This is a genomic window from uncultured Oscillibacter sp. (assembly GCF_950073225.1).
In the GTDB taxonomy this organism is placed as follows: Bacteria; Bacillota; Clostridia; order Oscillospirales; family Oscillospiraceae; genus Oscillibacter.
Genome location: NZ_CATMPS010000001.1, coordinates 37,451 through 58,642, shown reverse-complemented (window position 1 = coordinate 58,642; position 21,192 = coordinate 37,451). Strand labels below are relative to the sequence as shown.

Annotated in this window: 22 protein-coding genes and 1 riboswitch; of the genes, 11 read left to right on the top strand and 11 right to left on the bottom strand. The window is 63.7% G+C overall.

Annotated features, from left to right (window positions below; genetic code table 11):
• Window positions 1-252 precede the first annotated feature (252 nt).
• From Q1M04_RS00265 to Q1M04_RS00245, 5 genes are read right to left on the bottom strand one after another with little or no spacing between them, the layout of a single operon-like run.
• Window positions 253-1,083 (bottom strand): hypothetical protein, encoded by an 831-nt coding sequence (locus tag Q1M04_RS00265; RefSeq protein WP_297294070.1) that lies wholly within the window; start codon window positions 1,081-1,083, stop codon window positions 253-255.
• A 12-nt stretch (window positions 1,084-1,095) separates the two neighbouring features.
• Entirely contained in the window at window positions 1,096-2,358 is a 1,263-nt protein-coding gene (locus tag Q1M04_RS00260; protein ID WP_297996719.1) for a hypothetical protein, read from the bottom strand.
• A 3-nt stretch (window positions 2,359-2,361) separates the two neighbouring features.
• The gene (locus Q1M04_RS00255) at window positions 2,362-4,170 is read right to left on the bottom strand and encodes an ATP-binding protein (protein WP_297996721.1); all 1,809 of its coding nucleotides are present in this window, start codon (window positions 4,168-4,170) and stop codon (window positions 2,362-2,364) included.
• A 35-nt stretch (window positions 4,171-4,205) separates the two neighbouring features.
• Entirely contained in the window at window positions 4,206-4,919 is a 714-nt protein-coding gene (locus Q1M04_RS00250; RefSeq protein ID WP_293280345.1) for a response regulator, read from the bottom strand.
• A 50-nt stretch (window positions 4,920-4,969) separates the two neighbouring features.
• The gene (locus Q1M04_RS00245; protein WP_297996723.1) at window positions 4,970-5,521 is read right to left on the bottom strand and encodes an NUDIX domain-containing protein; all 552 of its coding nucleotides are present in this window, start codon (window positions 5,519-5,521) and stop codon (window positions 4,970-4,972) included.
• A gap of 239 nt (window positions 5,522-5,760) precedes the next feature.
• Here Q1M04_RS00245 and Q1M04_RS00240 point away from each other — a divergent pair, with 239 nt between their 5' ends.
• Both Q1M04_RS00240 and typA read left to right on the top strand, forming a co-directional pair.
• The gene (locus tag Q1M04_RS00240; protein ID WP_295755597.1) at window positions 5,761-6,639 is read left to right on the top strand and encodes a M15 family metallopeptidase; all 879 of its coding nucleotides are present in this window, start codon (window positions 5,761-5,763) and stop codon (window positions 6,637-6,639) included.
• A gap of 200 nt (window positions 6,640-6,839) precedes the next feature.
• On the top strand, window positions 6,840-8,663 hold the full coding sequence (gene typA, locus Q1M04_RS00235) for a translational GTPase TypA (RefSeq protein WP_297996725.1): 1,824 nt from the start codon (window positions 6,840-6,842) through the stop codon (window positions 8,661-8,663).
• 56 nt (window positions 8,664-8,719) lie between these two features.
• Here the strand turns inward: typA and Q1M04_RS00230 are convergent, their stop codons facing one another.
• Genes Q1M04_RS00230 through Q1M04_RS00215 form a run of 4 tightly spaced genes read right to left on the bottom strand, consistent with a single transcriptional unit; the run spans window position 8,720 to window position 11,322 of the window.
• Window positions 8,720-9,637: a hypothetical protein gene (locus Q1M04_RS00230; protein ID WP_297996727.1), complete on the bottom strand. Its 918-nt coding sequence runs from the start codon at window positions 9,635-9,637 to the stop codon at window positions 8,720-8,722.
• A 54-nt stretch (window positions 9,638-9,691) separates the two neighbouring features.
• The gene (locus Q1M04_RS00225) at window positions 9,692-10,519 is read right to left on the bottom strand and encodes a DUF3021 family protein (RefSeq protein ID WP_297996729.1); all 828 of its coding nucleotides are present in this window, start codon (window positions 10,517-10,519) and stop codon (window positions 9,692-9,694) included.
• Window positions 10,516-11,049: a LytTR family DNA-binding domain-containing protein gene (locus tag Q1M04_RS00220; RefSeq protein ID WP_300345894.1), complete on the bottom strand. Its 534-nt coding sequence runs from the start codon at window positions 11,047-11,049 to the stop codon at window positions 10,516-10,518. Before Q1M04_RS00220 ends, Q1M04_RS00225 begins: the two co-directional genes overlap by 4 nt.
• A gap of 36 nt (window positions 11,050-11,085) precedes the next feature.
• Window positions 11,086-11,322 carry a helix-turn-helix domain-containing protein gene (locus Q1M04_RS00215; protein ID WP_297996733.1) on the bottom strand — a complete coding sequence of 79 codons (237 nt, stop codon included), beginning with the start codon at window positions 11,320-11,322 and terminating at the stop codon, window positions 11,086-11,088.
• 275 nt (window positions 11,323-11,597) lie between these two features.
• Between Q1M04_RS00215 and Q1M04_RS00210 the strand changes: the two genes are divergently transcribed.
• From Q1M04_RS00210 to Q1M04_RS00185, 6 genes are all read left to right on the top strand, one after another.
• Window positions 11,598-12,680: a PfkB family carbohydrate kinase gene (locus Q1M04_RS00210; protein ID WP_293280785.1), complete on the top strand. Its 1,083-nt coding sequence runs from the start codon at window positions 11,598-11,600 to the stop codon at window positions 12,678-12,680.
• A 37-nt stretch (window positions 12,681-12,717) separates the two neighbouring features.
• Complete coding sequence (locus Q1M04_RS00205) at window positions 12,718-13,647, top strand: pseudouridine-5'-phosphate glycosidase (protein ID WP_297996736.1); 930 nt, start codon at window positions 12,718-12,720, stop codon at window positions 13,645-13,647.
• Between the two features lie 71 nt (window positions 13,648-13,718).
• Window positions 13,719-14,108: a DUF1294 domain-containing protein gene (locus Q1M04_RS00200; RefSeq protein ID WP_297996738.1), complete on the top strand. Its 390-nt coding sequence runs from the start codon at window positions 13,719-13,721 to the stop codon at window positions 14,106-14,108.
• 298 nt (window positions 14,109-14,406) lie between these two features.
• A complete protein-coding gene (locus Q1M04_RS00195) occupies window positions 14,407-15,132 on the top strand; it encodes an MgtC/SapB family protein (protein WP_297996740.1) in 726 nt (241 codons plus the stop codon).
• A 20-nt stretch (window positions 15,133-15,152) separates the two neighbouring features.
• Window positions 15,153-15,845 (top strand): MgtC/SapB family protein, encoded by a 693-nt coding sequence (locus Q1M04_RS00190; RefSeq protein ID WP_297996742.1) that lies wholly within the window; start codon window positions 15,153-15,155, stop codon window positions 15,843-15,845.
• 192 nt (window positions 15,846-16,037) lie between these two features.
• A riboswitch (glycine riboswitch) is annotated at window positions 16,038-16,138 on the top strand.
• Window positions 16,139-16,220: 82 nt separating this feature from the next.
• Window positions 16,221-17,609 carry a sodium:alanine symporter family protein gene (locus Q1M04_RS00185; protein WP_297996744.1) on the top strand — a complete coding sequence of 463 codons (1,389 nt, stop codon included), beginning with the start codon at window positions 16,221-16,223 and terminating at the stop codon, window positions 17,607-17,609.
• A 707-nt stretch (window positions 17,610-18,316) separates the two neighbouring features.
• Here Q1M04_RS00185 and Q1M04_RS00180 read toward each other — a convergent pair.
• Window positions 18,317-18,544 carry a helix-turn-helix domain-containing protein gene (locus Q1M04_RS00180; RefSeq protein ID WP_297996746.1) on the bottom strand — a complete coding sequence of 76 codons (228 nt, stop codon included), beginning with the start codon at window positions 18,542-18,544 and terminating at the stop codon, window positions 18,317-18,319.
• Between the two features lie 143 nt (window positions 18,545-18,687).
• Here Q1M04_RS00180 and Q1M04_RS00175 point away from each other — a divergent pair, with 143 nt between their 5' ends.
• Complete coding sequence (locus Q1M04_RS00175) at window positions 18,688-18,942, top strand: DUF6809 family protein (protein WP_297996748.1); 255 nt, start codon at window positions 18,688-18,690, stop codon at window positions 18,940-18,942.
• Here Q1M04_RS00175 and rpe read toward each other — a convergent pair.
• Entirely contained in the window at window positions 18,939-19,586 is a 648-nt protein-coding gene (gene rpe, locus Q1M04_RS00170) for a ribulose-phosphate 3-epimerase (RefSeq protein WP_297996750.1), read from the bottom strand. The two genes, Q1M04_RS00175 and rpe, sit on opposite strands and share 4 nt — an antisense overlap.
• Before the next feature lie 367 nt (window positions 19,587-19,953).
• Between rpe and Q1M04_RS00165 the strand changes: the two genes are divergently transcribed.
• Window positions 19,954-20,763, top strand: a complete 810-nt coding sequence (locus tag Q1M04_RS00165) for an NAD(P)/FAD-dependent oxidoreductase (protein ID WP_297996753.1) — start codon at window positions 19,954-19,956, stop codon at window positions 20,761-20,763.
• A gap of 27 nt (window positions 20,764-20,790) precedes the next feature.
• Entirely contained in the window at window positions 20,791-21,108 is a 318-nt protein-coding gene (trxA, locus tag Q1M04_RS00160) for a thioredoxin (RefSeq protein ID WP_293280987.1), read from the top strand.
• Window positions 21,109-21,192: the final 84 nt, after the last annotated feature.

Genomic DNA, 21,192 nt, shown 5'->3' with positions numbered 1-21,192 from the left:
CAAGAGACAGTTTGCCCGGCTGGCGGCGCTTCATACCCGCGCGGGGCGCGGGGAGGAAAATTCTTCTTTAACGGTTTTTACACGCTTTGTTATGATAGCACAGCGGAGGAAAAAATGCAAACCTTTCCTTCCGTGTTTTTACATAATATTTTGACGAAAAAGCCTTCCCGCTTCCGCGAACGGGGTGAAACCCCCGGTCCAGGGGGCCGGGGGTTCAGGAAAAATTTGGATAACGCCGGGCGTTTCGGAAGGTCAGGCGGCCCCCTCTCCCGTCCGGGAGCCCCCGGCGGTGACCGCGCCGGTGAAGCAGTTGACGAAATAGTCCTCCGTATCCGTGACAATGCGCCACGCCGGGTCCAGGGACATGGAGGCTCCGGCGGTCTGGAGCTCATAGCACAGCCGGGCGTCCGTCACCGTGGAGGCAACCGCCGCGCTCTCCCGCCGCATCCGCTGAAAGGCCGTCAGGGCCCCGGCGGCGGAGAGGGGTTCCTCTCCGGAGACGGGGGCGCCGGTCTTGGGCAGCAGCGTGCCGCTGACGGCGGTGAGAATCCCGTTTTCCACGGTAAAGGTCACCGTGCAGTTGAAAACCGGAAGCCTGCCGTAGACCGCCGGGACGGTGAACACGCCGCCGCCCTCTCCGTCCAGCCGGATATCGGGGTCCTCGTAGGAAAAGGTCCGGCAGAACTCCCGGCAAAAGTCCTCCACGTCCGCCTCCGCCAGGGTTCCGGCGGCGTCAAAGCCGCCGCTGGAGCGGAACAGGGCCTCCCCGGACGCTCCGGCGTAGTGGAAGATGCCGCCGCCCTGGTCCATGGAGGACGTGGTCCCGCCCAGAAGGAAGGCGGCGGCCTGCTCCTCCAGGGCGGCGTCCCGAATCAGGGCCACGCCGTCGGGGGGGACGTCCCGGGAGACGGCGCCGGGCTCCAGGAGCATGCCGTCCTCCTGGAAAAGGGCCGCCAGCTGCTCCGCCGTGCGGTGGAAGGACTCCCGCTCCTCCGCCCGGCGCTGGGCCAGGGAGAAGAGCAGGAAGGCGTTCAGCAGGACCAGGATTAAAATGATGATGTTTTTCAGACGGAAGCGTTCCATAAGGCCTTCCTCTCAATCCGACAGCCAATAGGCCCGGCATTCCCCGCCGCGCTCGACGTAGCCGATGGAGAGCTCCTTTCCGGGGCTGGCGGCGGCCACGGCCAGGGCCTGGGGCAGGGGCAGCAGCAAAGAGGGCTCCTCCGCGGCGTTATACTGCCGGAACCGCAGGCTCAGGGCGGTGACGGCGGAGCCGGTAAGGGTGATCTCGGCGGCAAAGCCCCCGTCCTGAAAGCGGACGGGCACGCCCTTCAGCTGGTAGCCGAAGCGCAGCGCCGTCACGTCCCCGCTGCGGCGGAGGCTTTGCAGCCAGGGCTGAAGCTCCCCGGAGACGGGGGCCAGGAGACTGCTGAGCAGGGAGCCGGCCCCCAGGGCCGCCTCCCGGGCCGTGGGCAGGTCTCCGGCGGCCTTCACCCGAAGGATGGGCTCGTTCCCGCTCTGGTAGTGGATGGTGTTGTCCGGCCGGATGCGGAGGGTCCGGTCCCCGTCTATGATGAGCTCCGTGCCGCTGGACTCCGTGTGGCGGGTCCGGCTCCGGGGGTTGAAGCCCAGGGCGGAGAGGAGCCAGTCCGTCCCTCCCGCCAGGGGGTCCCCCAGGGTGAAGGAGGGCAGCTGGGGCGGCTGGGCGGGCAGCAGGGAACAGGGGTCCAATTCCCGCTCCAGGCCGCCGCCGTCCATGGCGAAGGAGGCGTCCCCCAGCTCATAGCGGCTGATGACCTGTTCCAGGCTGTCGGAGGAGACGGCGGTGGAGGCCCGGAAGCAGTTTTCCCCGCCGTCCCAGAGGTAGAGGACCGCGCCGCCCTCCTGGGGGACGATGAGCAGGCGGCAGGCGGAGAGGTCCTCCCGGGGGGAGACGTCCTCCCCGCCGCCCAGCAGGCCCGCCAGGACGGACAGGGGCAGGGGCTCCAGAAAATCATAGTAAAGGGAGGGTCCCCGCAGGGCCCGGAGAAAGTCCCCCCGTGAGCAGGGAGCGTAGTCCCGGGCGGAGCCCAGGGCCTCCAGCAGGCGGCGGCCCAGGGGGTCGGCGAAAACCGGGTCCCCGGTGGTGCAGGTCAGGCCGCCGCAGCGGCCGTAGTCCCCGGTGACGGCGGTGCGTACCGGGGCGGCCAATTCCGCCGCCGGGGCGGCGGACTGCGCGGGCCCCGGCGGCGCCTCGCTGGTGGTCAGGTTCAGGTTGTAGAGCTGGGTCTGGGTGAAGAGCACCGCCGCCGACAGGGCCAGCAGGGTGATGAGGATGTTCTGGACCAGGTTCCGGCGGTCCTGCCGCTGTTCCCCCATGGCTCAGCCCTCCGTCTGCCGGCCCCGGCCCTGGGCGATGGGCAGGGTCATGCGGATGGTGGTGCCGGGCCCCTCGTGGGGGGCCAGGGCGATGACGCCGTGGTGCCGCTGGACGATTTCCCGGGCGATGGAGAGGCCCAGGCCCGTGCCGCCGGATTCCCGGGACCGGGCCTTGTCCACCCGGTAAAAGCGGTCAAAAATGCGCTCCCGGTCCTTGTCCGGGATGCCGATGCCGTCGTCCTGGACCTCCATCCAGACGGTGTCGTCCTCCCCGCAGCCGGCGCAGACCCGGATGTGGCCCCCGTCGGGGGTGTATTTGATGGCGTTGCCCAGGATGTTCATCATCACCTGCTCCAGGCGGCTCCGGTCCCCCACGATGAGGGGCAGGTGGCCAAGGTCTTCGCAGGTGAGCTCATGGCCCCGCTGCTGGGCGTTCAGGGCGCTGGAGCGGACCACGCTCTGGATGGCCTCGGCAAAGGGGAAGCGGGAGAGGACCAGCTCCGCGTCCCCCCGGTCCAGCCGGGAGAGGGTGAGCAGGTCCTGGACAATGTGGGTCATCCGGTCCGTCTCCGTGATGATGATGTCCAAAAAGCCGTTGGCGGTGGACTGGGGGATGTCCCCCTCCGCGTCCCGGAGGGTCTCGGCGTAGGTGCGGACGTTGGTAAGGGGGGTGCGGAGCTCATGGGAGACGTTGGCCACGAACTCCTTGCGCCGCTCCTCGTTGCGGTGCTGCTCCGTCACGTCGTGAAGGACGATGAGCACGCCGCCCCGCTCCCGGTCGGAGAAGGGGGCCAGGTAGACCTCCAGGGTTTTATCCCCGGCCTCCAGCTCCCCCTCGGCAAAGCTGGGCCGCTGGAGGGCCAGCATATCCCCAAAGGGGAAGAGACTGCCGAACAGTTCCTCATAGGTGCACTCCGGCCCCACGGGGCGCTGGAGCATGTCATTGGCGGCGGGGTTGCAGTGGATGAGCTTTCCGCCGTGGTCAAAGGCCACCACGCCGTCGGTCATGTGAAGGAAGAGTGTGTCCAGCTTGTTCCGCTCGTTCTCCACGGCGGCCAGGGTGGACTGGAGGACCCCCGCCATCTCGTTGAAGGTGCCGGTCAGCACGCCGATTTCGTCCGTGGACTCCACGGGCAAAGCGCCGCCGAAGTCCCCGGCGGCCATTTTCTCCGCCCCGGCGGTGAGCTTTTCAATGGGGCCCACCATGGTTTTGGAGAGGGGGAAGCTCAAGAGCACGGAAATCAAAAGGCCGATGACCAGGGCCTGCATGATGATTTGGAAAAGCTGGCTGTTGAGGCCGGAAACGGTGTCCCGGTTGTCCAGAATATAGATGATAAAGGCGTTGTCCCCCCCGAAGATGGGGATGGCGGCGTCCATGTAGTCGGCGGTGATGTCGCTGACGTCCCCGATGCCCGCCTCGTCCCGGCGCAGGACGGCGTTCCGGGCGGTGAGGAGGTTGGGGCTCTGCTCCCGGGGCATGGCGCCCTCGGCGGCGGAGCCGTTGAGATAGGCCCCCGTCTCCCCGTCCAGGACGAAGTAGTTCCGGGTGCGGTAGTCGATGCCGAGCTTTCCGGCGGTGAGCTCCATCATGTCGTGGACCCGGTCGGCGCCGTCGTCCTGGGCGGCCTCGCCCCGGAGGGAGGTGACGAACTCCCGCTGGTCCGCGCCGAAGACGCTGTCGATCTGCTGGTAGAAGGTGTTGGTGAAGAAGTTGGAGACGTTGATGGTCAGGAAGGCCCCCACCACCGCCATGAGGGAGGTAATGAGCAGCAGGAGTATCAGCGTCAGCTTCATGTGCAGGCTGCGGAACACGGCGGCGCCTCCTTTCTAGAGAGCTGGCCTTTCGGTCAGTTCACCGCAAAATAGTACCCCGCCCCCCGGCGGGTCAGGATGAACTGGGGGCTGGCGGGATTTTCCTCAATCTTCTCCCGGAGGCGCCGGACGGTGACGTCCACGGTCCGCACGTCGTCCCCCACATACCCGTAGTTCCAAACCTGCTCCATCAGGTCCACCCGGGAGTAGACCTTGTTGGGGTGGCTGGCCAGGAAGGTCAAAAGCTCATACTCCCGCTGGGTCAGGTCAATGGCCTTTCCCGCCCGGAAGACCTGATGGCTGTCTGTGTTAATCGCCAGGTCCCCCGCCACCGGCATGGCGCTGTCCGCCGCCGCGGCTCCGGCGGGGGAAGCCATGGAGGTGCGGCGGATGTTGGCCTCCACCCGGGCGATGACCTCCCGCATGGAAAAGGGCTTGGTGATATAATCGTCCGCCCCAATTTCCAGGCCCCGGACCTTGTCGTCCTCCTCCTCCCGGGCGGTGAGGAGCAGGATGGGCACGTTGTCCCCGTCCTTGCGCAGGGCCCCGCACACGTCAAAGCCGATCATCTTGGGCAGCATGATGTCCAGCAGAATCAGGTCCGGCTTTTCCGTCCGGGCCATCCGCAGTCCCTCCTCGCCGTCGTAAGCCTCGATTACGCGGTAGCCCTTCCGCTCCAGGTTGAAGCGCAGGATGTCCACGATGTTTTTCTCGTCCTCTACAACGAGAACGGTCTTTTCCTCCGTCATGCTCGACCTCCAAACTGATTTGCGCCCCTGGGACGGCCCGTTTCACGGCGTCACAGGTTCAGCAGGATTTTCGCCTTCAGCACCGCCGCCACGGTCTTGGCGTCCTCGATTTCCCCCTCCAGGCAGCGGCGGACCATCTCGGCGAAGGGGATGCGCTCCACGCTTAAAAACTCGTCCTCGTCCAGGTGCTGGGCCTCCATTTTGAGATCCTGGGCCAGGTAGAGGTGGAGGGTTTCGCCGTAGCAGCCCGGGGAGGGCAGAATGCGGCCCAGGGAGCGGTAAATCCCAGGCACCGCGCCGGTCTCCTCCCTCAGCTCCCGGAGGCCCGCCGCATAGGGGTCCTCTCCGGGGTGGTCCAGCTTCCCGGCGGGAATCTCCATCAGGGTCCGGCCGAAGGGATAGCGGTACTGGGTCACCGTCAGCACGTTGTTGTCCCCGTCCAGGGCCAGGACGGCGACGCCTCCCGGATGGTCCACCACCTCCCGCGAGGCGGTTTCGCCGTCCGGCAGCTCCACCGTGTCCACATGGACGGACACAATCCGGCCGGTGAATTTATCCTCCCGGCCAAGCTTCCGCTCCGTCAGGTCCATCTGTTCGCGCATAGCTCCGCGTCCTTTCCAAACAGGCCCCGGAGGGGCCCGGTATTTCCTGATATTGCCGTTCCTGGTAGGGATTATACCACGCCGGGGGAAAAATGAAAAGAGAAAATGTCCCCGGAGTTCGGAGCTTCTAAAAAAGTTTGGCCCGTTCATAAAATACCTCTTGTATTTGGGAATGAAAAGGCGTATGATGAATGCAATAAGCCACAAGATATAGTGGGATTGGAAAGGAACGGCAACAAATGAGATGGAGCAAACGGGCGGCGGCGCTGCTGGCATCGCTGCTGCTGCTTTTGACCGCAGTCCAGGCGGGAGGCATGGGCAAGGAACCCTCCGCAAGGGAGAGGCCGGTTTTGAACACCCGGCTGACGGCCCCCGGCGAGGAGAGGGAAGCCTCGAAAATTCCGGAGCTGACCGTGGTAACGCCGGAGCCGGTGAAGGAACCGGAGAGGGCCGCGGAGAGCGCCAAACCCGAGGCCCGGACGGCGGAGGCCGCTTCCGGGAAGGAACGGAAGGACCCTGTTTTTCCGGAGGCGGAGGACTGGCAGATTCTCCTGGTGAACCCCTGGAACGAGATGCCGGAGGACTATGAGGTGACCCTGAAAACCCTGCCCGACGGGAACAAGGTGGACGAGCGGGCCTATGAGGATCTCACCGCCATGCTGGAGGCCTGCCGGAAGGCGGGGCTGCAGCCCAAGATCTGCTCCTCTTACCGGACCCAGTCCAAGCAGACCTACCTGTACAACAACAAGATCGCCCGCCTGCGGAACGCGGGCTACAGCCGGAAGGCCGCCGAGGCCGAGGCGGGCCGCTGGGTGGCCCGTCCGGGCACCAGCGAGCACCAGCTGGGCCTGGCGCTGGACATCGTGTCCCAGTCCTATCAGGCCCTGACCAAGAAGCAGGAGAAGACCGCCGAACAGAAGTGGCTGATGGAGCATTGCTGGGAGTACGGCTTCATCCTCCGCTATCCCAACGACAAAAGCGAGATCACCGGTATCGGCTACGAGCCCTGGCACTACCGCTATGTGGGCCGGGAGGTGGCCCTGGACATCCGGGACAGCGGGCTTTGCATGGAAGAGTACTTACTGCTGCGGGAGGAGACTCTGGAAAAACAGGCGTGAATATGGCGGAGGCGGCGGAAGCCGTCTCCGCTTTTTGTCGAACTTGTCCAAGGTGACTTGGATTTTTCGTGAAAAAGTCCCGAAAAATGTGGATTCTTCCGTTGAAAAGCGGCGGGGAGTGGCATATAATAAGAAACCGTGAAATTTTGTCTTCCATTCTACGGCGGGACCTCCGCCCTTTCAAAGGAGTCTGTGAACTTATGCGGAATGAACATCTGAGAAATATCGCCATCATCGCCCACGTCGACCACGGCAAGACCACGCTGGTGGATGAGATGCTGAAGCAGGGCGGCGTTTACCGGGAAAACCAGGAGGTCGTCGACCGGGTCATGGACTCCGGCGACCTGGAGCGGGAGCGGGGCATCACCATCCTGGCCAAAAACACCGCCATCCAGTACGGGGACACCAAAATCAACATCGTGGACACCCCGGGCCACGCCGACTTCGGCGGCGAGGTGGAGCGGGTCCTCAAGATGGTCAACGGCGTTATCCTCCTGGTGGACGCCGCCGAGGGCCCCATGCCCCAGACCCGCTTCGTGCTCTCCCGGGCGTTGGAGCTGGGCCACCGGGTCATTGTGGTGGTGAACAAGATTGACCGGCCCGACCAGCGGGTCTATGAGGTCATTGACGAGGTGCTGGAGCTTCTCATGGACCTGGACGCTACCTCCGAGCAGCTGGACAGCCCCATGCTCTTTTGCTCCGGGCGCAACGGCACCGCCTCCTGCTCTCCCAGCGTCCAGGGGACGGACCTCAAGCCCCTCTTCGACACCATCCTGGAGTATATCCCCGCCCCGGAGGCGGAGGTGGATCTGCCCTTCCAGATGCTGGTTTCCTCCATCGACTACAACGAGTTCGTGGGCCGCATCGCCATCGGCCGCATCGAGCGGGGGACTTTGAAGCAGAATCAGGAGATCGCCGTTTGCAACTACCACGACCCGGAGGCCGTCCTCCGCAAGGCCAAGGCCACGGCGATTTACGAATTTGACGGCCTGGGCCGCAAACCTGTCACCGAGGCCTTCGCCGGGAACATCATCGCCATGAGCGGCATCCCCGACGTCACCATCGGGGACACCATCTGCGTCCCCGACACGGTGGAGGCCCTGCCCTTTGTGAAGATCTCCGCCCCCACCCTGGAGATGACCTTCTCCGTCAACGACTCCCCCTTCGCCGGGCGGGAAGGGAAGTTCGTCACCTCCCGCCAGATCCGGGAGCGCCTTTTCCGGGAGACCCTGCGGGACGTGTCCCTGCGGGTGACGGAGACGGACAAGGAGACCGCCTTCAACGTGGCGGGCCGGGGGGAGATGTCCCTCTCCATCCTCATCGAAACCATGCGCCGGGAGGGCTATGAGTTCCAGGTGTCCCCGGCCCGGGTGCTCTATAAGGAGATCGGCGGAAAGAAGTGCGAGCCCATCGAGCGGCTGGTGGTGGACGTGCCCGCCGACTGCGTGGGCGCGGTCATTGAGAAGCTGGGCCAGCGGAAGGCGGACATGGTGGAAATGACCCCCGTGGGAAGCCGGATGAAGGTGGAGTTCCTGGTCCCCGCCCGGGGCCTCTTCGGCTACCGCAACGACTTCCTCACCGACACCAAGGGCGAGGGCATCATGGCCTCCGTCTTCGACAGCTACGCCCCCTATAAGGGCGACATTCAGCGCCGGGGCAACGGGTCCCTCATCTCCTTCGAGACTGGGGAGTCCATCACCTACGGCCTCTTCAACGCCCAGGAGCGGGGCACGCTGTTCATCGGCGCGGGCATCCCGGTCTACGGCGGCATGGTCATCGGCGTCAGTCCCCGGAGCGAGGACATGACGGTGAACGTGTGCAAGAAAAAGCAGCTGACCAACACCCGGGCCAGCGGCTCCGACGACGCGCTGCGGCTGGTGCCCCCCAAGCAGATGAGCCTGGAGCAGTGCCTGGAATTCCTGGCGGACGACGAGCTGCTGGAGGTGACCCCCAAGAGCCTCCGGATGCGCAAGAGCATTTTGGATCACGAAAAGCGGATGAAGGCCCTGCACGGGAAGAAATAAAAAGGACGGAGGCGCACAGGCGGCGCCTCCGTTTTTGCGTATTCCCTTGGGGGGGCTCAGGAAATCATCTCGCTGCCGATCTGGTAGCCGTTCCAGGTCGAAACCTGCCCCCACCCGGCGGAGCAGTCGTAGAAGCCGTACGCCCCCAGGGAGGACCGCCACTTCTCCGCGTTGAAAAACAGCGTGGGCAGGGAATAGCTCTCCCCCTCATGGTCCTCGCTGGGCGTGATGGAGAAGAGGCACCCGTCCTCCCAGCGGACGAACGCCGCCCCCTCCGGCGCGCCGTTCCCCAGGGGCTCGGAGGCTAGATAGCCCTGCTCCTTCAGCTCCTCAAACGTGGCGGCAAAGGCCACCACTCCATGGAGCTCCCCAAAGCGGTGGACCAGCGCCAGCTTCTCCCCCTCCGTCAGCTCCCCGGGGGCCTGGGAGAGGTCCAGGGCAATTTGGGAAACGTCCTCGTTCAGCGCCGGGTCCTTCTGCCAGAGGTCGTCCAGCACCTGGAGGTACAGCCCGCAGAGATCAAACATAGTCCCGCCGCCGTTCCGCCCCCGGCCACGGGACCAGGCGGAGACGGAATACACCTCCCCCAATTGGGCCGGGAAGCTCTCCAGCACAGTGCCGTTGAAGGCCACGTCCACCGCCATGCCGTCCTCCAGGACCGACGGCTCCGCCGCCTCGCCGTCCAGGGTCACGGGCACGTCCTTTACGTTCAGCCGGTAAACCCCGGTCCCGCCGTAGAGCCCTTCGTCCAGCTCCGCCAAAAGCAGATTTCCGTCCTCCGCCCCGTCCACAACGCGGCAGGTGAGGACCGTGGGCTCTTCGTCCTCCGCCAGGGAGGACGGGACGCCCGCGGGGTCCGCCGGGGCCGCAGGGCCCTCCGTCCGGGCCGGGGACTCCGGCGTTTCCGCCGCCGGGGCGCAGCCCGTCAGCAATAGGCAGAGGGCCAGAATAAACACGCGTTTCCAGAGCTTCATAAAACCGCCTCCTTTTCCCGTTTAGACGGAAAGGGAGGCGGTTTGGTTCCAGGGTTATTCCCTTTTTTTCAGCCGCCGCAAAACCACGCCCAGCAGCCCCCCTGCCAGGGCGGCGGCTCCCGCCGCCCACGCCTGAAACAGGGCCGTGTAGTTGTACAGCCAAAACACGCAGGGCAGGGTCAGCGCCGCGCACGCCGCCGGGTAGAGAAGCCACCAGCGGCGGAGCCGGGTTCCCAGAGGACAGGCGCTGAAAAAGCAGAACAGCGGCAGGACCAGGAAGGGGTAAAAAATTCCCGTCAGCACCGGGAAATCCCGGGCGTCCGCCAGCCGCAGGCCCGGGGGCAGCAGCAGCTCCACCGCCGCCGCCAGAAGAAGGTACGGGGCCAGGGTTTTCCAGGGCGGGTCCGCCCCCTCCAGGCCGGAGGATTTCCGAATGGCCCACACGTCGGACTGCCACTCCAGAAACCGGACGGACCATTTCAGCACGTACAGCAAAAGCAGCAGGCCCAGGAGGCACAGCCAGCTCTCCCGGATGGGGAACCACCGGCACCGCCACCCCGCCAGGGAGAACACCGCCGCCGTCCCCAGAAAATGGGCCCCGGACCAGAGGAGGGTCCGCCGCTCCAGGAGGAAGGGAACCTCCATGGTGTTCAGCGCCGCCCCCAGGAGGCCGGACCAGAAAAACTGGGCCAGGGCCGCCGCCACCGGGCTTCCATAGGCCTCCGCCATGGCCCCGGGCACCACCAGCAGATTTCCGCCCTCCGGCCTGGGGATGGTGAAGGCGTTTCCCAGCACAAACACCAGATAGACCAGGGCGATTCCCCAGGGGAAGCCCGCCTTGGCCCGCCGGAGGAATTCCCGCCGGACTTCGGATTTGCTCATATCCCCAGCACCTCCTTGATTTTCTTCACGTACCGCCGGGAGACGTAGGTGGCCACGCCGCCCTCCAGGGTCACCCGGATGGTGCCGGAAAGGCTCAAATCCAGGGCCGTCACCCGCTTCCAGTTGACGATTTCCGAGTGGGACACCCGGACAAAGGCCTTCCGGTCCAGCCGCTCCTCCAATTCATACAGCCGGAGGCGGACGGTGTAGATCTCCCCGCCCAGGGCCTGGGCCCGGACCTCCTTGTCCTCGCCGTAGAACCGCAGGACCTCCCCCGGGTCCAAGGGCACGGCGGTCCCCTCCCGGAAGAGCGTCAGCCGCTCCGGCTCCTCCAGCCGCGCCAGCAGGGCCCGGAGCTCCTCCGTCTCCCCCGGGGAGAGCACCTTTATCAGCAGCTCCTCCAGGGCCGGGTCCAGGGTCACGTCGATTTTCAAAGCGCCCGCCTCCTCTCTGCCCTCAGTATACCCAAAGCGGGCCCCGCCGTCCAGGGCTCTTGGACCATCGGCCCCGGAGGGGGGACGGACGGTCAAAACGCCTCCCCCGCGTTTGGCAGGGGAGGCGCGGCTTTATTCGGGGCTTCTGGGATAGGGCTTCGGGTCGTCGGTCAGGCCGACTAAATAGTCGATGGAAACCTTGTAAAGGCGAGCAATTCTGGCAAGAATGCTCAATTTTGGTTCATGCACGCCCAATTCATAATTTTGGTATGCCTTTTCCGTAATATCGCAGTAAATGGCAACCTTGATTTGGGTCAAGCCTGCCTCATCCCGGCATTTTCTCAACCGTTTTGCCAAAATATCTCTCACCCCAAACACCTACAATCGTTCTTAACAAATGAAGTATAGGAGATTAGAATGCAAATAATACCAAAGAAACTTCCGGTATGATTATAGGTGAGGTGAGTGCAATGAATTCTGAAATTCCCCAGGCCTTGTATGAAAAGACCCTTGAGCAGATGGTCATGGTTTACGTAAATTCCCTTTTGCAAAATTTTTTGAAATGGGGCTTGACAAAGCGAAAATTATGTGTAAAATAAGCAATAGATTAAGAAACTAAAGAATTGCTTATACGGAGGTGGACCATGACCAAGCGGGAGCGGCAGCTTTTGAACTGGATTGAGGAAAACCCCCTCATTTCCCAAAAGGAGCTGGCGGACAAGGCGGGGATCACCCGCTCCTCCGTCGCCGTGCATATCTCCAACCTGATGAAAAAAGGCTACATCACCGGCAAGGGCTACATCGTCCAGACCGCCCCCTATGTCACCGTCGTGGGGGGCGTGAACGTGGACATCGGCGGCCGCCCGGAGGCGGCTTTGGTTGCGCGGGACTCCAACCCCGGCGCGGTCCACTCCTCCCTGGGGGGCGTGGGGCGGAACATCGCCCACAACATGGCCCTGCTGGGCCTGGACGTGCGGCTGCTGACCGCCTTCGGGGACGACCTCAACGCCCAGAAGCTGGCCGCCAGCTGCGGGGAGCTTGGCATCGACATCTCCCAGTCCCCCGTCATTCCCGGCGGGCGGACCTCCACCTACCTCTTCATCAACGACGAGCGGGGGGACATGGCCCTGGCCGTCAGCGACATGGAGATTTACCGGCACCTGACCCCCCAGGCCCTGGCCCAGCGGCACAAGCTCCTGGACGCCAGCCAGGTGGTGGTCATCGACACCAACATCCCCGAGGAGAGCATCGCCTGGCTGGCGGAGAACTGCGCCGCCCCCCTCTTCGCCGACCCGGTGTCCACCGCCAAGGCCGTGAAATTAAAGCCTGTCCTGGGCAAGCTCCACACCCTGAAGCCCAACCGCCTGGAGGCGGAGCTTCTCTCCGGCGTGCCCATCACCGGCGAGGCCAGCCTGAACAAAGCCGCCGACGCCCTTTTGGAAACCGGCCTGCGCCGGGTGTTCATCTCCCTGGGGGCGGAGGGCGTGTTCGCCGCGGACCGCAGCGGCCGGGTGCAGCTGCCATGTCTCCCGGCGGAGCTGGTGAACGCCACCGGCTGCGGGGACGCCTTCATGGCCGCCATCGCCTGGGCCTATCTCCGGGGCACGGATTTGGCGGACACCGCCCGGGCGGGCCTGGCTGCCTCCTCCATCGCCATGGAGAGCAGGGAGACCATCAACCCCGCCATGAGTGAGGAGGCCCTGGAAAGCCGCCTGATCAACGCTTGATCCATCTCAAATTCATATATTTTTGGAGGTCAGCATCATGAACATGAACAAGTATCTGGACGTCGCCCCCGAAGTCAAGGAAGCCCTGGAAGCCGGGAAGCCGGTGGTGGCCCTGGAGTCCACCATCATCTCCCACGGCATGCCCTATCCCCAGAACGTGGAAACCGCTTTGAAGGTGGAGGCCATCATCCGGGAGAACGGGGCCGTCCCCGCCACCATCGCCGTCCTGGGCGGCCGCCTGAAGGCGGGCCTCTCCCCCGAGGAGATTGACTATCTCGGCAAGACCGGCGCGGGCGTGGCCAAGGCCAGCCGCCGGGATCTCCCCATCCTGGTGGCCCAGGGACGGGACGGCGCCACCACCGTCACCACCACCATGATCATCGCCCACATGGCGGGCATCCAGGTCTTCGCCACCGGCGGCATCGGCGGCGTGCACCGGGGAGCCGAGACCACCATGGACATCTCCGCCGACCTGGAGGAGCTGGCCCGGACCCCCGTCATGGTGGTCTGCGCCGGGGCCAAGTCCATCCTGGACCTGGGGCTGACCCTGGAGTACCTGGAGACCCACGGCGTGCCCGTCATCGGCTACGGCACCGAGGAGCTCCCCGCCTTCTACACCCGGAAGTCCGGCTTCGGCGTGGACTACCGCATCGACACCCCCGCCGATCTGGCGAAGTCCTTCTATGTGAAGCAGGACATGGGCCTGGTGGGCGGCATGCTGGTGGCGAACCCCATCCCGGAGGAGTACTCCATGGACGCGGACGTCATCGGAAAAGCCATCTCCGACGCGGTGGACGAGGCGAAGGTCAAGGGCATCCACGGCAAGGAAACCACTCCCTTCCTGCTGGCGAAGATCAAGGAGCTCACCGGCGGCAGCTCCCTGGACAGCAACATCCAGCTGGTGTATAACAACGCTAAGCTCGCCGCCAAGACGGCGGTGGAGCTGGCAGCTCTTGCCAAGAACTGAAACCTGTGTTAAAATGGACCGGCTGGGAAAGCAGCCGGTCCATTTTTCCCGCTCCGAAATGAGGTGTACATATGAAGACCGCCCTTCTCTCCGCCGGGTCGCGGGAAAAATTTCTGTATCTGCCGGAGGAGCATAACGACTTCCTCTGGGCCGTTGTCGGCTCCCCCTGGGGGCTCCTGGCCTGCTGGCTGGTGCTGATCAATCTTATCACCTTCCTGGCCTTCGGCCTGGACAAGTGGAAGGCCAAGCGGAAGGAGAAAAAGGAAACCGTCCGCCGGATTCCCGAGAAAAACCTCCTCCTCCTGGCCGCCGCCGGGGGCAGCGCGGGGGCCCTTTTGGGGATGAAGGTCTTTCACCACAAGACCCTCCACAAGGCGTTCCGGTTCGGTGTGCCGCTGATTCTGGCCCTGCAAATAATCATTCCCTTCGGCCTCTGGCTGTACTTCGCCGTCATTCGATAATCCAAAAGGACAACGTTTGCGTACCGGCGGGCGGAATGCCCGCCTTTTCTATCCGGCAAAACGCCTAAAACCCGGGTTTCTATTTGTCAATCCCGCCGAAAAGACGCTCTTTAAGGCGGAAAACGTTGACAATGCTTCCCGGGCTGTCTATAATAATTAACAACTCAGCGACCGGGGCGGCTGGCGCATCGCAAACGTTTCCGGTCTTTTTGAACAGGTGATGGAAGAAGCGGTTTCCGCCGCTCCTTCCCTTTTCTTTGCGCCCGAAGGGGCATTTATTTGGAGAGGAGCGAGTCCAGTGCTGCACCAATTGGATTACCTGCGGGAGGTCAACACCGTCTCCGTGCTGCTGCGGCTGACCCTGGCCATGTTCTGCGGCGGCATGATCGGCCTGGAGCGGGCCAGGAAGCACCGCCCGGCGGGCTTTCGCACCTATATGCTGGTGTGCATGGCGGCGGCGCTGACCATGCTGCTGAGCCAGTATGAGTCCTATATGCTCCACCACGTCTGGGCGGAAAAGGCCGCGGAAATCGGCATCCGCACCGACGTGAGCCGCTTTGGCGCCCAGGTCATCAACGGCATCGGCTTTTTGGGCGCGGGCACCATTTTGGTGACGGGCCAGCAGAAGGTGAAGGGCCTGACCACGGCGGCGGGCCTGTGGGCCTCGGCCTGCATGGGCCTGGCGGTAGGCGCGGGGTTCTACGAGTGCGTGGGGCTGGCGTTCCTTTTGATCTTCCTGGTGGTTCACCTGCTTCCGGCGGTGGAGCTTTACATTGTGGAAAACGCGAAAAACATGAATATCTACGTGGAGTTCCAGTCCCTGGACAACGTGGCGGAAATCATCAACCGCATCAAGGCCAAGGATGTGACCATCTACGAGGTGGAGGTGGACCACGGAAAGCAGACGCCCTCCCAGCACCCCAACGCCATCTTCTCCCTGCGGATGAACCGGCCGGGCACCCACGCCAAAATCCTGGCCGCCATCTCGGAGCTGGAGGACGTGTATGTCGTCCACGACATCTAAGCGGATAGGAGGAGAACGGGATGTTGACGTTATTTGACGGCCTGCGGGACGTGACCATCTGGTCCGTGGCCCTGCGGATGACCCTGGCGGTTGTCTGCGGCGGCATCATCGGCATCGAGCGGGAGTACAAGCGCCGCCCGGCGGGCTTCCGCACCCATATTTTAATCTGCCTTGGCGCGGCCATGACCACCCTGACCAGCCAGTACCTCTACCTGGTCCTGGGCCAGTACACCGACATGGCCCGCCTGGGTGCCCAGGTGGTGGCGGGCATCGGCTTCATCGGCGCGGGCACCATCATCGTCACCCGCCGCCAGCGGGTGAAGGGCCTGACCACGGCGGCGGGCCTCTGGGCGGCGGCCATCATCGGCCTGGCCCTGGGCGGCGGCTTCTACGAGGGGGGCCTCTTCGCCACCTTCCTGATTCTGATTGCGGAGCTTTTCTTCTCCCGGGTGGAGTACCGGATGCTGCAAAACGCCCCGGAGGTCAATCTCTACGTGGAGTACAGCGACAACAAGACCATGGACACGCTGCTCCAGGAGTTCCGGGAGCACGGGCTGAAAATCCTCAACATGGGCATCATCCACTCCAAGTCCAACGAGGAGCACAACGCCTGTGCCATCTTCACCCTGCGGCTCCACAAGGGGCTGGACGTGGAGCATTTGAAGCAGGAGATTCTGGCCACCGCCGGAGTGGTTTCCGTGCGGGAGCTGTGAGCGGATGGGACCGGGGGCGCGCGGCGTTCCCGGTCTTTTGTCCGCCTACAGAAAATATCCGTCTCTATATTGCGGACATTTTGTGAAAATGCACGATTGACAACGGGGGCGGGGCGTGTTAAGGTAATACCAAATTGGATACCGGCAAAGGAAATCCCCGGAAACAGGCCCTCGGGCCGAGGGACCGGGGACGGATGCGGCTCTGGAGAAGCCCGGAAACGGGTACCGAAGGTGCAAGGCGGCGCGTGGGAGCGTCCGCCGAATCTCTCAGGTAAAAGGACGGAGTGGAACGGCACGGGGGGGATTCCCCTGTTTCCGTCCTCTTGTTCGGAGCGGCGCGGGCCGTTCCTTTTATTTTTAGGAGGGAAACAATCTATGTTACAGCAAGTGCAAGCAACGCTTCTGCCCATTGTGCAGGCCATCAACGCCTATCTGTCCGACTACATCCTGGTGGGGCTTCTCATCGCCGTGGGCCTGTGGTTCTCCATCAAGACCCGTTTTGTCCAAATCCGCTGCTTCGGCGAGGGCATGGGGAAGGTGTTCGGCAGCCTCTCCCTCTCCGGCGGGCGGCATGAGGGGGGCATGAGCTCCTTCCAGGCCCTGGCCACCGCCATTGCCGCCCAGGTGGGCACCGGCAACATCGTGGGCGCTTCCGGCGCGATTCTCACCGGCGGCCCCGGGGCCATCTTCTGGATGTGGATCATCGCCTTCTTCGGCATGGCCACCATCTATTCCGAGGCCGTCCTGGCCCAGGAGACTCGGGTGAAGGACAAGGACGGCAGCATCCAGGGCGGTCCCGTGTACTACATCACCACGGCTTTTAAGGGGGCCTTCGGCAAGTTCCTTGCGGGCTTCTTCTCCATCGCCATCATCCTGGCCCTGGGCTTCTTCGGCTGCATGGTCCAGTCCAACTCCATCGGCTCCACCTTCCAGACCGCTTTCGGCGTGCCCTCCTGGATCATCGGGGTCATTCTGGTGGTGATCTGCGGCGTGATTTTCCTGGGCGGCGTGCAGCGCCTGGCCTCCGTCACGGAGAAGGTCGTCCCCATCATGGCGGCCCTCTTCGTCCTGGGCGGGCTGGTGGTGCTGGTGGTCCGGGCCAAGTACCTCCCCGCCACCGTGGCTATGATCTTCCGGTACGCCTTCCAGCCCCAGGCCATCCTGGGCGGCGGCTTCGGTGCGGCGCTGAAAATCGCCCTGAGCCAGGGCGCCAAGCGGGGTCTCTTTTCCAACGAGGCCGGTATGGGCTCCACCCCCCACGCCCATGCGCTGGCCAACGTGTCCTGCCCCCACGATCAAGGCGTGGTGGCCATGATCGGCGTGTTCATTGACACCTTCGTGGTGCTGACCCTCAACGCCCTGGTGATCATCTCCACCCTCTACACCGAGGGCGGTCCCCTGGCGGGCGGGTATACCGGCTCCGTCACCGAGGTCATCGGCAAGGCCAATCTGGCTCAGACGGCCTTCGGCGTGGTGTTCGGGGAGAACCTGGGGGCCATGTTTGTGGCGGTGTGCCTGTTCTTCTTCGCCTTCTCCACCATCCTGGGGTGGAACCTCTTCGGCAAGATTAACATGACCTACCTGTTTGGAAAGAAGTCCATCGTGGCTTATACGCTGATTGCCCTGGTGTTTATCTTCCTGGGCACCCTGGCGTCCAACGACCTGGTGTGGGAGCTGTCGGATATGTTCAATAACCTGATGGTTATTCCCAATGCCATCGGCCTCTTCGGCCTGACCCGCCTGGTGGTCAAGTGCGTGAAGTGAGATTTCGCCTTTCGGCAGAAAAAAGAGACAGCTCGGAATGGGCTGTCTCTTTTTACGGGCCCCCACAGGGGGGGATTGTACTCGCCCTTCGGGCGGGGAGGATTTCAGCCATGATGATGGCTGGTGCATTGCACCCCCCATTTTCTCTTTTTCTTGCCAGAAGAAAAAGAGAAAACGGGCCGTGCACGGTCCAAAAGAGAAAAAGAAGTATCGCCCCTGCGGGGGGACGAGGGACGGGGGGCGCGCAAGGCGTGCCTCCGTTTTTTACGAATGTCTCCAGCCCGCGGCGTAGCCTTAGCGGGGGTTTTGGTGGTTGTCGAATGGACCAGCTCCTCTTTCCGCTGCCGCTGATGCTCCGATAAACGAACCCGTAGGGGCCGCCGCCCTGCGCCCGCCGTTAGCGGCTTTGCCGCTTACGGCGGCGGCGTACCCCTTTCGGGTGCTCGGCGGCCCGCTTTCCCGGAACCTCCATGCTACCCATGGCCCATTCTTTCCGGGCCCACCCTTCTCCCGGTAGACCATTTCCATAATGGGACCATTCCGGTAGACCAGAAAACCCTCTTTGTGGGGCCTGACCCCCTGGTCAGGCCATTCCCCCAGGAATTGCCCTTCTCCCGGCAGACCATTCCTTCCGGGATTGCCTTCCTACCGATAGACCACCCTGTAGGGGCGGACCTATGTGTCCGCCCGCTTCCGCAACCACTCTTTTACCGGTGTTCCTCCTCCAAGGGCAGCGGAGCAAGGCCCACCAATTGGTCCAAGGTTACTCCATAGAGATCGGCCAACTTTACCAGCGTAGGAGCTGTGGGTTCCCGTTCATCTTTTTCATAACGTTCATAGGTTTTGGCGGAAAGCTCAAGAACCCTGGATACCTTTTCGCGGGACAATTTCTTAACTCCGCGCAAGGCCAATAAATTTTTAGCTAATTGTTCCATCGTGATACCTCAAAAGCCTTGACAGACCTTTCGGTCTAATGTTATAATGGTCGTAGACCGAAAGGTCTAGAACAAAGACGCCCTGTTCCCTTTCAAAAAACGGAACTGACTAAGGTTTTCTCTTTATGAAAGGAGCCGATTTCATGGAAGGATTCCTCCACGCTCTCTACGAATACGCCCAGGAGCAGCACGTCCCGTCCTACCTGGAAACCTGGGAATACCGCCGGGCCACCTGTGACCTGGAGGAGGACTGGGCCTCCTTCCGCTCCACGCTGACGGCGGAACAGGAGCAGCGCCTGAAAGCCCTCCTGAACCGGGAGCGGAACGCCGCCTGTCTGGAGGACCAGGCCATTTTCTCCTGCGGCCTCTCCATGGGGGTGGGCCTTGGGCGGCTTTAGGCCCCCCGCAGCTCCGCAATCCGGGCGGGGATGTCCGCCGCTTTATAAACCGCGCTTCCCGCCACCAGCACGTTGGCCCCGGCGTCAATGCAGGTCCGGCAGGTGTCCGGGGCCACGCCGCCGTCCACCTCCAGCTCACAATCCGGGTTCTTCTCGTCGATGAGCTTCCGCAGGGCCGTCACCTTCGGCATCATATCCGCCATGAACTTCTGCCCGCCAAAGCCCGGCTCCACCGTCATGACCAGAATCAGCTCCACCTTCGTAAGGTACGGCAGAGCCGCCTCCGCCGGAGTCTTAGGCTTGAGCACAATCCCCGCCTTTTTCCCCTTGGCGTGAATTTTGCCGATGGCGGCGTGGATGTTCTCCTCCGTGTCCGCCTCCACATGGACCGTCACCAGGTCCGCCCCGGCGTCGCAGAACTGCTCCACGTACCGGACGGGCTGGGTGATCATCAGGTGTACGTCCAGGGGCAGCTCCGTGGTGGGCCGGATGGACTTCACCACCGGGACGCCGATGGTGATGTTGGGGACAAACACCCCGTCCATCACGTCCACATGGACGTAGTCGGCGGCGGCGATGCGTTGGATATCCCGCTCCAGATTCGCAAAATCGGCGGAGAGGATGGACGGCGCGATTTTGATCATGAAAAGCCCCTCTTTTCTCTCGGCGCGGCGGCGGAAGGACCGGGACACGCGGTCCGGGCCCGGTGACGGGCGCGCGGGGCGGCGCATAGGATGGCTTGAGCGGCCCGAGCGCCTCCAACTCCGCGCAGCGTCCGCCCCTACGTCCGGCGCCGCCGCTTTTTTGAATATAGGGAACCGGCCTCCGGACCCCCGTCCGGCGGGCCGGTTCCCCCCTAGTGTAACAAACTTCCGGCCCAAAAGCAACCGAGGACCGGGATATTTTTTGTCCGCCGGCGGGGCGGAAAATTTTGTTGCAAAAACATCTGCAAAATTTCCCGAAAGTGTGATAGGATAAAGAGTAAAGACGATTTGAAAAGGAGGCGGCGCTATGGCGTATGACGTGCTCGTCATCGGCGGGGGCCCGGCGGGGCTGTCGGCGGCCCAGAACGTCCGGGCCCGGGGGAAAACCGCGCTGGTAGTCTCCAATCCCCTGGAGGAAAATCCCCTCTGGAAGGCGAAGGAAGTGGACAACTACCTGGGCCTTCCCCGCCTCAGCGGAGCGGAGCTGCTGACGGCCTTCCAGCGCCACGCGGAGTCCTCCGGGGCGGAGTTTCTGGAGGGCCGGGCCCTCAGCGCCCTGCGGTCCGGGGAGAGCTGGTATGTGAGCGTGGGCAACACGATGGTTCAGGGAAAAGCCGTGGTCCTGGCGGCGGGCGTCGTCCGGGGAAAGAAGCTCCCCGGAGAGGCGGAGCTTCTGGGCCGGGGCGTCAGCTACTGCGCCACCTGCGACGGGATGCTTTACCGGGGAAAGCGGGTGGCCGTCCTGGGCTGGACCCCCTCGGCGGAGAAGGAAGCCGCCTTCCTGGAGGGCATCGGCTGCCAGGTTCTCTACCTGGATAAACCCCGGGACTGCGCGATCCGGGGCGCGGAGAAGGTGGAGGCCGTAACCTGCGGCGGCGTCACGGAGGCGGTGGAGGCCGTCTTCCTCCTGCGGCCCGCCATGGCCCCGGGGGACCTGTTCCCGGGCCTGGAGACGGGGGGCGGCTTTGTGGCGGTGGACCGGGAGATGCGGACGAACCTCCCCGGCGTGTTTGCCGCCGGGGACTGCACCGGCGGGCCCCTACAGGTATCCAAGGCCGTGGGCGAGGGCCTGACTGCCGGGCAAAAAGCGGCGGCTTTTGCCTCGGCGGTGAAATAACCAATCAAAAAAAAGGAGACGAACGAAATGACATTGCAGCACTTGACAACGGCGGAATTTGACGCGGCAGCGGGCAAGGCCCCTCTGGCCATGGTGGACTTCTGGGCCCCCTGGTGCGGGCCCTGCCAGATGCTGGGCCCCGTCATGGAAAACTTGGCGGCCCAGTACGAGGGCAAGGCCCTGGTGGCCAAGGTCAACGTGGACGAGGAGCCGGAGCTGGCCCGGCGCTTCGGCGTGATGAGCATCCCCACGGTGGTCTTTTTGAAGGAGGGCCGGGAGTTTGACCGGAAGGTGGGGGCCTTCCCTCCCGCCGCTTACCAGGAGGTATTGGACAAGTCCCTGTAAGGGCCGTCCCAAAACGCGAACAAGCGCCCGGAATCAAGAGATTCCGGGCGCTTGGTTTTATGGCGCGGAGGCAGGACCAGGGGG

Coding starts and splice junctions, on each gene's coding strand:
- trxA (WP_293280987.1), top strand. CDS start 20,791: ATGACATTGCAGCACTTGACAACGGCGGAATTTGACGCGGCAGCGGGC.
- Q1M04_RS00245 (WP_297996723.1), bottom strand. CDS start 5,521: ATGCGCGAACAGATGGACCTGACGGAGCGGAAGCTTGGCCGGGAGGAT.
- rpe (WP_297996750.1), bottom strand. CDS start 19,586: ATGATCAAAATCGCGCCGTCCATCCTCTCCGCCGATTTTGCGAATCTG.
- Q1M04_RS00250 (WP_293280345.1), bottom strand. CDS start 4,919: ATGACGGAGGAAAAGACCGTTCTCGTTGTAGAGGACGAGAAAAACATC.
- Q1M04_RS00265 (WP_297294070.1), bottom strand. CDS start 1,083: ATGGAACGCTTCCGTCTGAAAAACATCATCATTTTAATCCTGGTCCTG.
- Q1M04_RS00175 (WP_297996748.1), top strand. CDS start 18,688: ATGGAAGGATTCCTCCACGCTCTCTACGAATACGCCCAGGAGCAGCAC.
- Q1M04_RS00180 (WP_297996746.1), bottom strand. CDS start 18,544: ATGGAACAATTAGCTAAAAATTTATTGGCCTTGCGCGGAGTTAAGAAA.
- Q1M04_RS00260 (WP_297996719.1), bottom strand. CDS start 2,358: ATGGGGGAACAGCGGCAGGACCGCCGGAACCTGGTCCAGAACATCCTC.
- Q1M04_RS00225 (WP_297996729.1), bottom strand. CDS start 10,519: ATGAGCAAATCCGAAGTCCGGCGGGAATTCCTCCGGCGGGCCAAGGCG.
- Q1M04_RS00240 (WP_295755597.1), top strand. CDS start 5,761: ATGAGATGGAGCAAACGGGCGGCGGCGCTGCTGGCATCGCTGCTGCTG.
- Q1M04_RS00210 (WP_293280785.1), top strand. CDS start 11,598: ATGACCAAGCGGGAGCGGCAGCTTTTGAACTGGATTGAGGAAAACCCC.
- Q1M04_RS00185 (WP_297996744.1), top strand. CDS start 16,221: ATGTTACAGCAAGTGCAAGCAACGCTTCTGCCCATTGTGCAGGCCATC.
- Q1M04_RS00165 (WP_297996753.1), top strand. CDS start 19,954: ATGGCGTATGACGTGCTCGTCATCGGCGGGGGCCCGGCGGGGCTGTCG.
- Q1M04_RS00200 (WP_297996738.1), top strand. CDS start 13,719: ATGAAGACCGCCCTTCTCTCCGCCGGGTCGCGGGAAAAATTTCTGTAT.
- Q1M04_RS00230 (WP_297996727.1), bottom strand. CDS start 9,637: ATGAAGCTCTGGAAACGCGTGTTTATTCTGGCCCTCTGCCTATTGCTG.
- Q1M04_RS00205 (WP_297996736.1), top strand. CDS start 12,718: ATGAACATGAACAAGTATCTGGACGTCGCCCCCGAAGTCAAGGAAGCC.
- typA (WP_297996725.1), top strand. CDS start 6,840: ATGCGGAATGAACATCTGAGAAATATCGCCATCATCGCCCACGTCGAC.
- Q1M04_RS00190 (WP_297996742.1), top strand. CDS start 15,153: ATGTTGACGTTATTTGACGGCCTGCGGGACGTGACCATCTGGTCCGTG.